The following is a 15,690-nucleotide window of genomic DNA, read 5'->3' as shown; positions in this document are numbered from 1 at the left end:
AGAATGCGAAGCTGACCGGGTACAAAAAAGCCGCAGGCGATGGCCTGCGGCTTTTGAAATGGTCATGCCGGATCCGGCAGTAACGGCGGATCAGCCCTCGGCTTTATGCGCGGCAGTCGCTGCTTTTACGGCTGCAGACGGGGCCGGAGCCGGAACGGCAGAAGGTGCTGCGGCGGGGGCGGATTTGCGGCCGCCCGGGTTCAGCGGGTCGTCCTGGCGCTGCACAGAGCCTTCGAAGTGGGCGCCGCTTTCAATGGCGATGGTCTTGTGGATGATATCGCCTTCGACGCGGGCGGTGGCGGTCAGGCGCACCTTCAGGCCGCGCACGCGGCCAACGATACGGCCGTTGATGACCACGTCATCGGCGGTGACCTCGCCCTTGATGGTGGCAGTTTCACCGACCGTCAGCAGATGCGCGCGGATGTCGCCTTCGACCGTGCCTTCGACTTGGATGTCGCCGGTGGTCTTAACGTTGCCGGTGATGTGCAGGTCAGAGCTGAGCAGCGACGCGGCTGGCTTGGCCTTGGGGGCGCTGGACCTGTAGTCGCTGACCGGAGCCGCCGGCGCAGCAGTGGGAGCCGGGGTTGCTTCGGCCTGCTTCGGCCCGGGCTCGTTGATTTTGCTTTTAGAAAACATTTCTCGCAGCCTTGATGTAGATCATGGGGTTTACAGGTTGCCCGTTGACCCTGACCTCGTAATGGAGGTGGGTCCCGGTGGACCGTCCGGTGTTACCCATATCAGCAATGTGATCCCCGCGCGAGACCCTTTGGCCCTTTGTAACGCGGAGTTTCGAATTATGGGCGTATCTGGTTTCGATGCCGAAGGCATGCCGGATGGTGACCATCCTGCCGTAGCCCGACTGCCAGCCGGCATGGGTGACAACGCCGTCGGCAGTGGCAAAGATATCGGTGCCGGTGCCGCCGGCAAAATCCGACCCTTTATGCAGGCGGCGGCCGCCGGTCTTGGGGTCGCGGCGGTAGCCGAAGCCCGAGGTCTGGCGCACCTGGCCCAGGTTCACCGGCGTGGCAAAAGGCGCCTGCTGGGCGGCCAGGCGGTAAAGGTTCAGCTGATCCAGCTTGGCCAGGATGCTGTTGGCCCGCAACGCTTCGGCTGTGGGTTCCTCACCGCGGGTCGACATTGCCAAAGGGGCAAGCGGCCCGCCCTGGCCGTTATAGCCGCGGCGGACCTGTTCCAGAATACGCTCAGGCGGCATGCCGGCGTTGCGGAACATCTTGTCGAGCGGGGTGACAGAAACCGCCACCGCTTCTTCCAGCTGGCGGAAAATCTGGCTGTTGCGCTCGTCCATCAGCTGCAGTTCCAGTTCCAGCTCGTCGCGCTGGCCGATGGCGTCGCGGGCATCGGCCATGATCCGGTCGCGTTCCGCTGCGGTGTCCGACAGCACCCCTGCCAGCAGGTCCATCTGCGCCGAAGCGCTGGCGATGACAGCGTGAGGGGCGTTCTCGTCCTGGGTGTCTGCCTTGAGCTGCGCCAGGGATTTGCGGGCGGTGTCGCGCTGGCGCATGGTGTCGCGCAGGGTGGACTGGATAACCTCGATGCCGGTTTCCAGCTCGCGGCGGCGGGTTTCCGAGGCCAGAAGCTCGGACTGCATCATCGAAATCTGTGTCAGCGCGGCATTGAAACGGTCCTGCGCCGCCAGGGCCTCAACAGCGCGGGTGTCGCGTTCATCGGAGATAGCGTTGAGCCGCTCGCGGTAGGTCTGCTGATCGCGTTTGGCCAATTCGCGGAAATTGCCTGACCCGATACTGTCCATCAGCACAATCGCGGTGGCGACAATGGTCCAGGCGGTAAACAGGGTAACGCCTGCAACGGCTGCCAGCTGGGTTTCTGATCGCAGCCGGATGAAGCGTGTATCGTTGTCGGACTTCAGGAACACCCGCCGCTCGGGGAAGCGGCGTTCAAGAAAGCTGTGGATTCTGATCGCGAGCCGTGTGCGCAAAGTCTGGTCCCTGTCCCGTTCTGCACAGGCCCCTCAAGGCGGAGCCGGTGCCTTGGGCGAAGTGAATAGACAGGGCGGCGCCATTGGGCAAGCCTGTTGACCCTTTGGGCAGGGAAGCGGCGGGAGGAGCCGTGTGATAGGCGGAAAATTGCCGAAGAAACCGGGGCTTGCGCCGGGGAGACCCGGCTAAGTTGCCGGGTTTCATCCGGTTCTCAATCCGGGGAGCGGCCGATCAGGCGCAGGATAGCCACCAGGACAATCCCGTAAAGCACGTGGCCAGCCAGGGCGACCCAGGCGATTCCGGTGAAGTTCAGGAAGAACGGCAGCCCGGCGATGGCGGTGATGCCGCCGATGGCAAAAACCCAAAGGCCAAAGCCATAGAGCGCAGACGGCAGCAACCAATGAGTGCCGCCAGCCACCCGGTTCCAGACGGGAGCAAAGATGAACAGCCAGCCCGCCGGGTAGCCGATCAGGCCGACCAGATAGAAATGCACAAAATAGCCGGCAAAATCGCCGTCTGGCAGACCCAGGCTGCCCAGAAGGCTGCGGGCCAGCCCGTGCGGCGACAGGCTGGCGAATCCCAGGCCAGGGCTGATCACCTGCCCCCAAAGGTCAAAAGCGTTGGTGGCAAAGAAGCCGGAAATGAACATCAGACCAAGGGTTTGGACATTGAAGCCGGGGCAGGCGGGACGGGCGCGGCGATCGGCGGACATCATCATGGCAGTTGGTCTCCTGTGCGGGGTAAGCTGGCGCTTTGCTTCTGCTGAACATCGGGACCGGGGCCGCAACGTCAATTCGCTGCGGCGCGATCTCACCGGTTGGTGATCCGGCCCGGGCCTTGTTGTGAGGATTGTTACAGGACCTTCGGTGCAGCGGCGGCCGCAGGCCGCAGGTCCGGTTCAGCTGCCGGGCAGCACCCGGTCCTGATCGGCCAGCGGCCAGTAGAAATCCGGCGGCAGGCCGGCATCGGCGCGTTTTTCCTCATTGAAAGGCGGTTTGAGAGGCCCGTGGAAATACTTGCGTACCAGCGTGTGGAACACTTCTTTCGGGTCAAGGTTGTCCCGTCCGCAGAGGAAATTGAACCATTTGGAGCCATAGGCGACATGGCTGACCTCCTCGGCATAGATCACTTCCAAAGCGTCCACGGCCTGGGTGATGGCGGCCTTGCGGAAGACTTCGATCATGCCCGGGGTGACGTCCAGCCCGCGCGCCTCCAGCACCATCGGCACCACCGCGAGGCGGCCCATCAGGTCATCGGCTGTGTCCTCGGCGGCGCGCCACATGCCGGCATGGGCAGGCAGGGCGCCATAATGACTGCCCAGCGCTTCAAGGCAGTCGCACATCAGGTTGAAATGTTTGGATTCCTCATCCGCGGCCTGGACCCAGTCGTCAAAGAAGCCCATCGGCATCGGCACATGGGAAAACCGCGCGATGATGTCCCAATGCAGGTCAACGGCGTTCAGCTCGATATGGGCCACCGCGTGCAGCAGGGCGATGCGGCCGGCCTCGGATCCCGGTTTGCGTTTGGGCACGTCGCGCGGGTGCAGCAGCTGTGGCCGGTCCGGGCGGGCCGGGTGCATCGGCGGCGTGGCGGTGCCGATGGCGATTTCCGGCGCATCGCCTTTGCGGTAAGCGAACCACTCGGCGGCATGGCGGCGGGACAGCGCGGTCTTGGCGCGCCCATCTGCGGTGGTCAGCACCTCGGCGGCGCGTTCAGCAAGCGAAAGGGGCTGGGTGTCCATACGGGTCTCCTCAATCGGCGGGATGCGCCGGGTTCACCTGATTTGGCAGCCGGAGTCCAGAGCGGAAAACGGCGGTGCTCCCGCGCCTGCGGGTGATCAGCAGGCTGATCACCCTGGCAGCCTTGGGCATGGCAGCGCGCCTTGGCGCGCTGCGCGCCGCCCTGCGGGCGGCGCCCGGCCCAACGGTGAGGGCTGCTCTTATCAAAGAGCAGCCAGAGCAGGCGGGAGAGCCCCGGCCGTCGGATCAGAGCGCCTGGACGGCGGCCAGCACCTCATCCACGTGGCCGTCGACCTTGACCTTGCGCCAGACGCGGGCGATGCGGCCATCGGCGCCAATCAGGAAAGTGGAACGCTCAATGCCCCAATGCTTCTTGCCGTACATGCTCTTTTCCTTCCAGACGCCGTAATCCTCGCAAACGGTGCTGTCAGCATCGGACAAAAGCGGCGTTGTCAGGCTATGTTTGGCGGTGAAATTCTCATGCTTCTTCAGGCTGTCCTTGGAAATCCCGAAAACGTGAGCGCCGGCATCGGCGAATGCCTGCAAAGCCTCTGAAAAGCCGATGGATTCTTTGGTGCAGCCGGGGGTATTATCGCGGGGATAGAAAAACAGCACCACGGGCGCGCCCTGGAGGCTGGACAAAGTGACCTCTCCGCCGCCGCCGCGGGGCAGGGTAAAGGAAGGGGCGGGATCTGATACGTCGAGCATTGGCCTGTCTCCGGTCATTTGCGCAAAATCTCTGCGCGGCAAACATAACCCAAGAGCAGCAAAGGGAAAGCTGAGATCAAACCTGCCGGCGAGAATAACCGCGCTGCTGCTGAGGCGGTGCCCGTGAAGGGTCCGGGGCCGGGTGCTGAAGCCGTGCCTGGACGCGGTTCGGAGCCGGGTCACGGCACGGCGCAACGGCCTGCGCGCCGCCGCTGGCGCTGGCGGCTGCTGCGCGGGTGTATCTGGATGCTGGCGCTGCTGAGCTTTCTGGCAGCCGCTGCGGTCTATTTCGGGATCGGCACCCGGCTGAATGCGCCGGATTGGGTGCGCAGCCGGGTGGAAACCCGGATCGAGCGGCATCTGAACGGGCTGCAGATCGAATTCGGTGCCATTCATGTGGTGGTGAACAAGGGCTTGCGGCCGCGGGTCAGTCTGAAGGATGTGGTGCTGCGGCACCCGGACGGCACCCTGTTTGCACAGCTGGCCGATGCCCAGGCCAGCCTGGCGATGCGGCCGCTGCTGCGCGGCAAGCTGCAGCCCAAGCAGATTTCGCTGAACGGCTTGTTTGCGGCGCTGCGGCGCAACAAGGACGGCTCTTTTGCGATCAGTTTTGCCAGCGGCGGGCTGCCGTCGCGGCAGGCAGGCAATCTGGCTGAGCTGATCGAGCAATGGGACAGTCAGATGCAAAAACCGGTGCTGGCCGCGCTTGCCGGCATGGAGACCAGCGCGCTGACGCTGTCCTACACCGACGACCGGCTGGGCCGCGCCTGGACCTTGGACGGCGGCCGGATCGGTTTGAAGCGTGACGGCAGCAAGGTGTCTCTGTCGGCGGTGTTTTCGGTCCTGAGCGGACGCGGCGGCGTGGGCACGGTGGAGGCCAGCTACAGTTCCGGGATCGGCAGCCCGGAGGCGGAGTTCGGGTTTCTGGTGTCGGATATCGCCAGCGAGGATATCGCTCTGCAAAGCCCGGCGCTTGGCTGGCTGGGGGTGCTGCGGGCGCCGATTTCCGGTTCCTTGCGCGGCGAGGTGTTCAGCGACGGCGGGATTGCTCCGGTACAGGCCAGCCTGCGCATCGGCGAAGGTGTGATCCAGCCGGCCGCCCAGACCCGGCCGGTGCCGATTACCGGCGCGCGCAGCTATTTCACCTATTACCCGGCAGAGCAGCTGCTGAAGTTCTCGGAACTCAGTGTGCAAAGCGGCTGGGGGTCCGGGGTGATGCAGGGGCAGGCGAGCCTGGCCGGGGTGCAAAACGGGCAGCTGTCCGGGCTGGTCGGGCAGCTGCGGTTTTCCGATCTGGAGTTGAACCCGCGCCGCCTGTTTGAAACCCCCATTAAATTTCCCGGCGTTGATGCGGATTTTGACCTGAGCCTTGCCCCGTTCCGGCTGCGCCTGGGCGAGATGCTGGTGCGCGACGGGGACAGCCGCATTCATTTTGACGGCGATATCGGTGCTGGCCCCGAGGGCTGGGATTACGATCTGAATGGCAGCGTTGATCAGGTGTCTGTTCAGCGGGTCAAGGAACTGTGGCCGGAGCCGCTGGCGCCGAATCCGCGTCTTTGGGTGCGGGAGAACCTGCGGGACGGCGAGGTGCGCAATGTCGGGTTTCACATGCGCGGGCGCGGCAGCGGCAAGCCTTTTGTCAGCCTGGACCTGGCCTTTGACGGCGCCGAGGTGCTGTTTCAGAAATTCATGCCGCCGGTGCGCAGGGCCGCGGGCCAGCTGAGCCTGTACGGCGACCGCTTTGTTGTGACAGCTTCTGGCGGCACGGTGACGGCCGAGCAGGGCGGCGCGGTTGATGTGGCTGGCACCTCTTTCATCATTCCGGATGTGTCGGCCAAGGACGGCACCCCCGGCATTGCCCGGATCATGGCGCGCGGATCGGCCACGGCGGCGCTGTCGCTGCTGAACCGGGAACCGCTGCGGGTGATGGATAAGGCAAGCCTGCCGGTGGATTTGGCCGAGGGGCTGGTGGAGGCGGAGGGCACGCTGGCGCTGCCGCTGCAAAAGCAGGTGCCGGTGGAGGAGATCCTCTATCATTACCGCGGCACGATTCGCGCTGTGGAAAGCAGAATACTGGTGCCGGGGCATGTAGCGGCGGCCCCGCTGCTGGACGTCGAGGGCAATCAGAGCCAAGTGCGCCTCAGCGGTGCAGGCAGCCTGTCGGGTGTTCCGCTGACGGCCAGCTGGCAGCAGCGGATCGGCAAGGACGCGCCGCCGGACAGCCGGGTGGAGGGGACTATTGAACTGTCGGCGCAGGCGGTGGAGGCCTTTAATCTTGGCCTGCCGCGCGGGGCGGTCTTTGGCAAAGGCCAGGGGCGCTATTCGGTAGATCTGGCCCCAGGGGCGCCGCCGCGTCTGGAACTGCAGTCGGATTTGACGGGTCTTGGCCTGCGGATCCCCGAGATCAGCTGGCGCAAGGGCGAAGCGGCAAAGGGGAAGCTGTCGGTTTCGGCGCTGCTGGGTGAGACCGCCGCAGTTGAGCAGCTGCAGCTGCAGGCACCTGGCTTGGACGCCACCGGGCAGGTGTCCACACGCAAAGGCGGCGGGCTGGATCAGGCGGTGTTCTCATCAGCGCGGGCAGGGGATTGGTTCCGCGGATCTGTTACGTTCCGGGGGCGCGGTGCCGCGCCGCCCGCAATCGAGGTGACCGGCGGCCGGCTTGATCTGAACCGTTCGCCGTTTTCGGCTACCTCAGCCAGCGGCGGCGGCAGCAGCAGCGGCGGCGGGTCGAGCCCGGTTACCCTGCGGTTGCAAAACCTGCAGGTGACCGACAGTATCGGGCTGCAGAATTTTCAAGGCCGTTTTTCCACCCAAGGCGGCATGAACGGCGAATTCACCGCCCGCCTGAACGGCCAGACCCCGGTGGCGGGCACTGTGGTGCCGCAAAATGGCGGCACCGCGGCCCGGATCCGGGCCAATGACGCGGGCGGGGTGTTCCGCTCGGCAGGCATGTTCGAGCATGGCCGCGGCGGCAGTTTTGAAATGACCCTGATCCCGGCAGACAAGCCGGGCGAATATGACGGCAAGGTCAATGTGCGAAACATCCGGATCCGCAATGCACCTTCAATGGCGGCGATCCTGAACGCGATCAGCCTGATCGGGCTGCTGGATGAGATGACCGGCCAGGGCATCCTGTTCACCAGCATGAACGGGCGGTTCCGGCTGGGCGCCTCGCATCTGATTCTGCATCAAAGCAGCGCGGTGGGTCCGTCGATGGGGCTGTCGCTGGACGGCAATTATGATCTGAACAACAGCCGCCTGAACATGCGCGGCGTGATTTCGCCGATCTACCTGGTCAACGCAATCGGCAGGATCCTGGCGCCGCGCGACGGCGAGGGGCTGATTGGTTTTACCTTCACCTTGCGCGGCACGGCGGATGACCCTTCGGTCTCGGTCAACCCGCTGGCGGGTCTGGCGCCGGGTTTTCTGCGGGAAATTTTCCGCGGGCCGGCGCCAAAGGTGCCAGGCCAGCAGCGCGCCTTTACGGCGGAAGAAGAAGAGGCGCAAGAAGTGCGCAGGCAGTACCGGACACCGCGGGGCGCCGACAAGTGACCCTGACAAACGGCGAAAAACACCGTAGATTTCCCCTGCAGCACAGCCTATAGCGCGCGACATGAAACTCAGCGATTTCGACTTCGACCTGCCCGACGATCTGATTGCCACCCGGCCTGCCAATCCGCGCAGCGCGGCGCGGCTGCTGGTGGCTGCTGGCGGGGAACTGCATGATGGCCAGGTGACCGATCTGGTGCAATGGCTGCAACCCGGCGACCGGCTGGTGCTGAACGACACCAAGGTGATCCCGGCGCGGCTGAGCGGGCTGCGCCACCGTGACAGCGCCCAAGGGCCGGTGGCGGCCAAAATCGAAGCGACCCTGCTGGAGCCGCGCGCCGATGGCAGCTGGGCGGCGTTGCTGAAACCGCTGAAAAAGATCAAGCCGGGGGAAGATATTGTTTTCTCGGACGATCTGAGCGCAACGCTGGAAACGGTTTCCGAAGGCCAGGGGCATCTTCGTTTCAACCTGAGCGGCACCGATTTTGACGCAGCTCTGGCTGAGGCCGGCGCGATGCCGCTGCCGCCCTATATCGCCGCCAAACGCGCGGCGGACGAGCAGGACAAGACCGATTACCAGACCGTCTGGGCCCGCAATACCGGCGCGGTGGCGGCGCCGACCGCCTCTTTGCATTTCGACGCTCCGTTGCTGGCAGCGCTGAAGGCACGCGGGGTAGACGTATCCTATGTCACCCTGCATGTGGGCGCGGGCACCTTCCTGCCGGTCAAGGTCGAGGATGTGACCACCCACCGGATGCACGCGGAATGGGGCAAGGTGAGCGCACAGGCGGCAGCGGAGATCACCGCGACCAAGGCCGCAGGAAAGCGGGTGATCCCGGTTGGCACCACCGCGCTGCGGCTGATCGAAAGCGCCGCCAAGGACGGGCAGATCCACGCTTGGGAAGGCGATACGGATATCTTTATTTATCCGGGGTTCGGGTTTCAGGTGGCGGATGCGCTGATGACCAATTTCCACCTGCCGAAATCGACCCTGCTGATGCTGGTGTCGGCGCTGATGGGGCAGGAGGAGATCCGCCGGATCTATGAACATGCTGTCGGAAACCGCTACCGGTTCTTTTCTTATGGCGACGCGTCGCTTTTGATCCCGGCTAAGGCGGATACACCTCAGAAAAGCGGCGCGAATTCATAGACAAGCGCCGCAACCATGGCTCCGGATTGCGCAATCCGGGTCATGAAATTGAAATCTGAATCAGCGATACCGGCCAAGCGAGCCTTGATCGCCCGGACATAACATTCAAATGTGATGGCAGCCCGTCCCTTGTGGAGGGCTGCTTTGCTTTCAAAGGAGGCATGAAATGCTGCAGGTGCTGTCGAGCGCATGGGCGCTGCTCTTGGGGATGATGCTGCTGATGGTCGGCAACGGCCTGCAGGGCACCATGCTGGGTGTGCGCGGCGAGCTGGAAGGGTTTTCCACCTTCCAGATGTCGATTGTGATGGCGGCCTATTTCGTTGGCTTCCTGGGCGGTTCGCGGCTGGCGCCGGAGATGATCCGCCGGGTTGGCCATGTGCGGGTGTTTGCGGCCTTGGCCTCGTTCATTTCGGCGGTGATGATCCTGTATCCGGTGCTGCCGAATACCGTCGCCTGGGGGCTGGGGCGCGTGATCATCGGGTTCTGCTTTTCCGGCGTGTATGTGACGGCGGAAAGCTGGCTGAACAATTCTGCCGACAACTCCAACCGGGGCAAGGCGCTGTCGCTGTACATGATCGTGCAGATGGTCGGCATCATCGCAGCGCAGGGGCTGATTCAGGTCGGAGATCCAGCCGGTTACGAGGCATTCATCATCGCGTCGATCCTGGTTTCGATCTCCTTTGCGCCCATTCTGCTGTCGATCTCGCCGACCCCGGCGTTTGACACCACCAAGCCGATGACCCTGCGCGAGATCATGCGGATTTCACCGCTGGGCTGTGTCGGCATGTTCATTCTGGGCGGCGTGTTTTCCGCCCAGTTCGGGATGAGCGCGGTTTACGGCGCCGCTGCGGGGCTGAGCCTGGGCAACCTGTCGCTGTTTATCGCCACTTTCTATATCGGCGCCACCATCCTGCAGTATCCGCTGGGCTGGGTCTCGGACCGGATGGACCGGCGGCTGCTGATCATGATGGTGGCGGCTGCAGGCGGCTGCGGCGCGGTGCTGGGCTTTATCTACGGCATGGACTTTAAGATGCTGCTGGTTGCGGCCTTTATCATCGGCGGCCTGTCGAACCCGCTGTATTCGCTGCTGATCGCCTATACCAACGATTACCTTGAGCATGAGGACATGGCGGCGGCATCAGGCGGGCTGGTGTTCATCAACGGGCTGGGCGCCATTGCCGGCCCGATGATCACCGGCTGGCTGATGAGCGACGCGGTGTTCGGTCCGGCTGGCTTCTTTGCACTGATTGCGGCGCTGATGTTCCTGATGGCCGCCTATGCGGCTTACCGGATGACCCAGCGTGCTGCGACGCCGGTTGACGAGACCGGGAGCTTTGCCGCGATGTATCCGAGCTCGACGCCAGTGGCGGTTGAGTTTGCCCAGGAATACGCGATTGAGACCGAGCTGGAAGAGCAGGAAACCGCCGCTGATGATAATTGATTGCGCTAACCAGCCGGAATTGTGAGGATTATTTCACACAGAGGGCTTGCCTGTCGCAATTTGTGACCCAAGGTTACTTGTAAAGGTAATGTAAAATGGCCTGAAGTTAGGGTCAGGAAAAACTTGGAGTTACGACCGATGACTGGTCCCGAAGAGATACTTGCATTCTGGCTCGATAAGGTTGGGGAAAAGGGATGGTATCTGCAGGATGACGCGCTGGATCAAGAGATCCGCACGAAGTTTCAAAAGACCTGGGAGGAGGCCTGCGAGGGCAGGTTTTCCTTCTGGCTGACCTACCCCAGCGGCACCCTGGCCTATATCCTCCTGATGGACCAGTTCCCCCGCAACATGTTCCGCGGCGAAGGCAAGGCGTTTGCCTCTGACCGGGCGGCGCTGTCGGCGGCCAAGGTGGCGATCAACAAGAAGTGGGACAAGAAGATCGACGAACCGGCGCGCCAGTTCTTCTATCTGCCCCTGATGCATTCCGAGAACCTGTGCGACCAGGAACGCTGCATCCGGCTGATGCTGGAACGGATGCCCCAGACCGGCACCAGCAACCTGCTGCACGCGCGGGCCCACCGCGAGGTGATCCGCCAGTTCGGCCGCTTCCCTTACCGCAACGAGGCGCTGCACCGCGCCAGCACCGCGCCGGAGCTGGATTACGTGATGGCGGGCGGCTACGGCGAGACCGTGCGGCAAGTGCAAGCTGCGGGCTGAACCCGGTCCTGTCACGGGTCTGAAGCAATAGAAAACGCCGCGCCCTGAAAGGGGTGCGGCGTTTTCTATTGTGATCCTGCCAGTTGCAGCCTTTTCAAGGCGAACGCAAAAATCTGCTGGCGGGTTGTTTGCCTGCAGCATAGCCTGTTCAGACGGCGTTGCGCTGTTTCTTGCATGGCCGCTATGCCGCAGCAGAGGATGATTGCAGCGCAGAAAAAAATAGTTTAACGGTAAACTAGTTTTGGAACCTGTTCGAGGGCGAGGGAGCACTATGGCCGCACAATCTTATGACGTGATCGTAATCGGCGCCGGGCCGGGGGGCTATGTCGCGGCCATCCGTGCCGCACAGCTGGGTTTGAAAACCTGCATTGTCGAGCGCGAGCATATGGGCGGTATCTGCCTCAACTGGGGCTGTATCCCGACCAAGGCGCTGCTGCGCTCCTCCGAGGTATTTCACCTGATGGAGCGGGCCAAGGATTTCGGCCTGAAAGCCGAGAACATCGGCTATGATCTGGACGCGGTGGTGAAACGCTCGCGCGGGGTGGCGAAACAGCTGTCCTCGGGCATCGGCCACCTGATGAAGAAGAACAAGATTGCGGTGGTCATGGGCGAAGCGACGCTTCCTGCCAAGGGCAAGGTGTCGGTCAAAACCGACAAAGGCTCTGAAGAGCTGACCGCCAAACACATCGTGCTGGCCACCGGCGCACGGGCACGCGAACTGCCGGGGCTTGAGGCTGACGGCGATCTGGTCTGGACCTACAAACACGCGCTGGACCCGGTGCGGATGCCGAAGAAGCTGCTGGTCATCGGCTCGGGCGCCATCGGTATTGAATTTGCCAGCTTCTACAACACGCTGGGCGCCGACACCACGGTGGTTGAAGTGATGGACCGGGTGCTGCCGGTGGAAGACGCGGAAATCTCCGCCTTTGCCAAGAAGGCCTTTGTCAAACAGGGCATGAAGATCATGGAGAAAGCCATGGTCAAGCAGCTGGACCGCGGTAAGGGTAAAGTGACGGCCCATATCGAGGTTGGCGGCAAGGTTGAAAAGCAGGAGTTCGACACCGTGATCTCTGCCGTGGGCATCGTCGGCAACGTCGAAGGCCTGGGGCTGGAAGAGCTGGGCGTCAAGGTCGACCGCACCCATGTGGTGACGGATGAATACTGCCGCACCGGGGTGGATGGTCTTTACGCGATTGGCGATATCGCCGGCGCGCCCTGGCTGGCGCATAAGGCGTCGCACGAGGGTGTCATGGTGGCCGAGCTGATCGCGGGCAAACACGCGCATGCCGTAAAGCCCGAAAGCATTGCCGGCTGCACCTACTGCCAGCCGCAGGTGGCTTCGGTCGGTTATACCGAAGCGAAGGCCAAGGAACTGGGTTATGACATCAAGGTCGGCCGCTTCCCCTTCATCGGCAACGGCAAGGCGATTGCGCTGGGAGAGGCTGAAGGCATGGTGAAGACCATCTTTGACGCCAAAACAGGTGAGCTGCTGGGCGCCCATATGGTCGGTGCGGAAGTGACCGAGCTGATCCAGGGCTACGTGGTGGGCCGCCAGTTGGAAACCACCGAGGAAGACCTGATGAACACCGTCTTCCCGCATCCGACGCTGTCCGAGATGATGCATGAATCGGTGCTCGATGCCTATGACCGGGTGATCCATATGTAAGCTGCCTGGCAAGTTGCCTGTGGAGCGGAAATTGGAAAGGCGGCCTGTGAGGCGGAGCCATTCCGAGTTGTAGGACACGGGCGGCAGGAAACTGCCGCCCGTTTTTCCTTTCGGGCCTTTAGCGACCTTGAAGTTTTGCCGACATTGGCGTGCCGTGGGACCGCCACGGTTGATAGAGAATCCTGAAGAGGTTGGGCAGGTGAGAGCGATCGTCCCGCCGACGGTCTCGCTTCTTCTTGAAGGCTCCGCCGGAGGCCTCCGCCTTTTCGACACTGTCTGCTTCCTGCTGCGAGCCCTTTGGTTGCGACGGCTGATGGACACCCGTCCGCATCGCCGGAGTGGTGCGGACGGCCTTGCTGGCACGCCTCTTCGGCACAAGGATCGCCTTGTCTCTCCCCGGCACAGCGATATGCGCCTGAACGGCTCGCCACTTTCTGCCGTATCAGGAGCCCCCTCCACAGCGCACGCCTCTGGGCCTTCTCCAGGTTTTGCCTCCGCCTCCAGAGGCAGCTTGTAGGGCCTCCAATTGAAGAAGTTGCAGTGCACGCGCCATATGTTCATCAGGGCGATCAGGACGCGCGGATTGCTGGCAGCGCCGTTGATGTATGTGGCGCCTACGCGAGAGCTGCGGCCACCTGCCCGCTGGACGATGCTGACGCGCTTGCGAATGGCGTTCATGAAGGTGGAGGCCGGCTGGATCGTCGCGTGGATGACCCGGCGGGTGATGGCGGCACGGAGTTCCGGGTCGTCAATCCGGAGCCCTCGATAGTCGGCACGATAGCGTGCTGACAGGATCGGGAAGCCAACGGTCTTGTCGATCTCGTTTGCCATCTGGATAGGGCTATGACCCCCCATGCGCGGGAACGCGGCCGAAGCGGGGATTGGACCCGCCCACGAGCTTTTCGGCTGGTCGTTTGGGTTGGTGCGGTAGGCAGGCTTCAGGTTCGCGGAAGTCCAAGTCTGTAGCGCTTCCCAAGGCTTTAAGTGAGGATGCATCTCGCGCCATTTCTTGAGGCTCTTCGAAAACACCGCCTGTTTCTCGCGGATACGGTCGATCTGCACATCTTTCTTGAAGCCAATGACTGCCCGTTCGAACCTGTCCGCAAGGATCTCCTTGCGGAAAATGTGCGGCAGGACCCGCGCCATCTGCCCCTCCCGCCTGCCAACGAGGGTGAGCTTCCTGCTGGGGATCATCCACTTGAGACAGGCAAGGGACGCCTGTGTGGATGTATATGGACCCCGCCTGATTGCAACGGTCTGTTTGGTTCCGGCTTCGAGGTCGCGATTGCTGATGTATATCCGGCTTCTTAGGGCGGCCCGATATTTCGTTGCTGCGAGCCCCGATGGATTTCCTCTTGCTTCTTCCTCATCGCCCCTAAGGCATCGGTGCTGACCTTGCCGATCCACACATCAGGTTCGAGAAGCAACGGGCGTGACCCTTTTCCATCTCCTGGCAGATGTTGTAATATTCTGGGTAGCTCTCCTTTATTGACTTTCCGAGGTGCCGTTCAAGCGAACGACATGGCGGGTTCTGGGCGGTAGTTCTGATCTCTCGCTAAGAGCGACCAGACTATCCGAGCGTTCTTGTTAGCCAGTGCCACCGAGACGACATTCGGATGCCGTCGTTCGCGCATCCGCGCGATCCATTGGCTGCGCGGATCGGTTTTCCCGGCCGCCTTTCCAAGCACAGCTCGTGCGCCGTGGATCAGCAGTGTGCGCAGGTATCGGTCACCGCGCTTGCTGATCCCGAACAAGCGTGCTTTTCCACCGCTTGACCGTTGCTTTGGAACGAGCCCCAGCCACGCGGCAAATTGACGACCATTCTTGAAGCAGGATTTATCACCGACTGCTGCCACCAATGCCGTTGCTGTAATCGGGCCAACACCTTCGATTTGACCAATGCGCTGGCACATCTCATTGGCGCGGAAGAGATTCTTAATCCGCCGGTTGCAGCCTGCAAGACGGCTGTCGAGTTCGGCCAGTTCCTCACGCATGTCGCGCAACATATCAATGAAGATCTCCCCAAATTCGCCCTGATTGTTATCGACTATTTCACTGAGGGCACGCCGGATGCGGGTGATGTCCCGCGCCACCACGACACCATGTTCCCCAAGCAAACCGCGGACTTGGTTTACCAGCCGGGTACGGTTTGCGACCACGCGCTGGCGGATACGGTGGACCGCTTGGATTTCAAGCTGTTCAGCCGACTTAGGGGGGACAAACCGCATTGATGGCCGGCCGGCAGCCTCGCAAATCGCTTCGGCATCGTTGCGATCGTTTTTGTTCGATTTCACATAAGGTTTCACGAACTGTGGAGAGATCAGCCGCACCTCGTGGCCCAAATCGGTCAGAAGCCGTGCCCAATAATGCGATCCGCAACAGGCTTCCATACCAACAATACAGGGCGGCAATTCTGCGAAGAAATGCGCAACAGCGTCTCGCCGGAGGGTCTTCCGCAAAACCACTTCTTCAGTCGTACCCACTGCGTGAACTTCGAAAACGTACTTGGCCAGATCCAGGCCGATCCTTTTGATTTGCATGTTATGATCCTCCAATCTCCATTCGAAGATACGCCGCCCGAGGGCGGCGGGGTCCATACCATTGCCCCGATGAATGCAAGCTTTTTTCAGACTGTTTGTGCATGTGGTCAGGTGCAGTCGTGTGTCCGGCCTCAAAGTTGCAGCCTGTCAACAGCTGCGGGCCCTTATGGAGATATGCAGATCGGGTCCAGTTCGCTTACCCGCGCTCGGAGGCGCATCGGC

Annotated in this window: 11 protein-coding genes; 5 read left to right on the top strand and 6 right to left on the bottom strand. The window is 62.4% G+C overall.

Going from position 1 to position 15,690, the window contains the following annotated elements; genetic code table 11:
- Positions 1-90 precede the first annotated feature (90 nt).
- The 5 genes from ETW24_RS10400 to ETW24_RS10380 form a co-directional block, all read right to left on the bottom strand.
- Positions 91-636 carry a bactofilin family protein gene (locus tag ETW24_RS10400; protein WP_129370994.1) on the bottom strand — a complete coding sequence of 182 codons (546 nt, stop codon included), beginning with the start codon at positions 634-636 and terminating at the stop codon, positions 91-93.
- Entirely contained in the window at positions 626-1,957 is a 1,332-nt protein-coding gene (locus ETW24_RS10395; protein WP_129370993.1) for a M23 family metallopeptidase, read from the bottom strand. The genes ETW24_RS10400 and ETW24_RS10395 overlap by 11 nt, the downstream gene beginning before the upstream one ends.
- A gap of 212 nt (positions 1,958-2,169) precedes the next feature.
- Positions 2,170-2,676 carry a hypothetical protein gene (locus ETW24_RS10390; protein ID WP_247676700.1) on the bottom strand — a complete coding sequence of 169 codons (507 nt, stop codon included), beginning with the start codon at positions 2,674-2,676 and terminating at the stop codon, positions 2,170-2,172.
- A 180-nt stretch (positions 2,677-2,856) separates the two neighbouring features.
- Positions 2,857-3,699, bottom strand: a complete 843-nt coding sequence (locus tag ETW24_RS10385) for a ferritin-like domain-containing protein (RefSeq protein ID WP_129370992.1) — start codon at positions 3,697-3,699, stop codon at positions 2,857-2,859.
- Between the two features lie 244 nt (positions 3,700-3,943).
- Positions 3,944-4,405, bottom strand: coding sequence for a peroxiredoxin (locus tag ETW24_RS10380; protein ID WP_129370991.1), 462 nt, complete (start codon positions 4,403-4,405; stop codon positions 3,944-3,946).
- A 153-nt stretch (positions 4,406-4,558) separates the two neighbouring features.
- Between ETW24_RS10380 and ETW24_RS10375 the strand changes: the two genes are divergently transcribed.
- The 5 genes from ETW24_RS10375 to lpdA all read left to right on the top strand — a co-directional run bounded on the left by ETW24_RS10375 (position 4,559) and on the right by lpdA (position 12,928).
- Positions 4,559-7,957 carry a YhdP family protein gene (locus ETW24_RS10375; RefSeq protein ID WP_254695739.1) on the top strand — a complete coding sequence of 1,133 codons (3,399 nt, stop codon included), beginning with the start codon at positions 4,559-4,561 and terminating at the stop codon, positions 7,955-7,957.
- Positions 7,958-8,018: 61 nt separating this feature from the next.
- Positions 8,019-9,104 carry a tRNA preQ1(34) S-adenosylmethionine ribosyltransferase-isomerase QueA gene (queA, locus tag ETW24_RS10370; protein WP_129370989.1) on the top strand — a complete coding sequence of 362 codons (1,086 nt, stop codon included), beginning with the start codon at positions 8,019-8,021 and terminating at the stop codon, positions 9,102-9,104.
- 166 nt (positions 9,105-9,270) lie between these two features.
- Entirely contained in the window at positions 9,271-10,545 is a 1,275-nt protein-coding gene (locus ETW24_RS10365) for an MFS transporter (RefSeq protein WP_129370988.1), read from the top strand.
- A 138-nt stretch (positions 10,546-10,683) separates the two neighbouring features.
- Positions 10,684-11,262 carry a DUF924 family protein gene (locus ETW24_RS10360; protein ID WP_129370987.1) on the top strand — a complete coding sequence of 193 codons (579 nt, stop codon included), beginning with the start codon at positions 10,684-10,686 and terminating at the stop codon, positions 11,260-11,262.
- 271 nt (positions 11,263-11,533) lie between these two features.
- On the top strand, positions 11,534-12,928 hold the full coding sequence (gene lpdA / locus ETW24_RS10355) for a dihydrolipoyl dehydrogenase (RefSeq protein ID WP_129370986.1): 1,395 nt from the start codon (positions 11,534-11,536) through the stop codon (positions 12,926-12,928).
- 1,508 nt (positions 12,929-14,436) lie between these two features.
- Here the strand turns inward: lpdA and ETW24_RS10350 are convergent.
- Complete coding sequence (locus ETW24_RS10350) at positions 14,437-15,468, bottom strand: IS110 family transposase (RefSeq protein WP_129370985.1); 1,032 nt, start codon at positions 15,466-15,468, stop codon at positions 14,437-14,439.
- Positions 15,469-15,690 lie beyond the last annotated feature (222 nt).

It is taken from the genome of Leisingera sp. NJS204 (genome assembly GCF_004123675.1).
Classification (GTDB): Bacteria; Pseudomonadota; Alphaproteobacteria; order Rhodobacterales; family Rhodobacteraceae; genus Leisingera.
The sequence above is the reverse complement of the archived record's forward strand: the minus strand, read 5'-3'. Positions and strand labels throughout refer to the sequence as shown.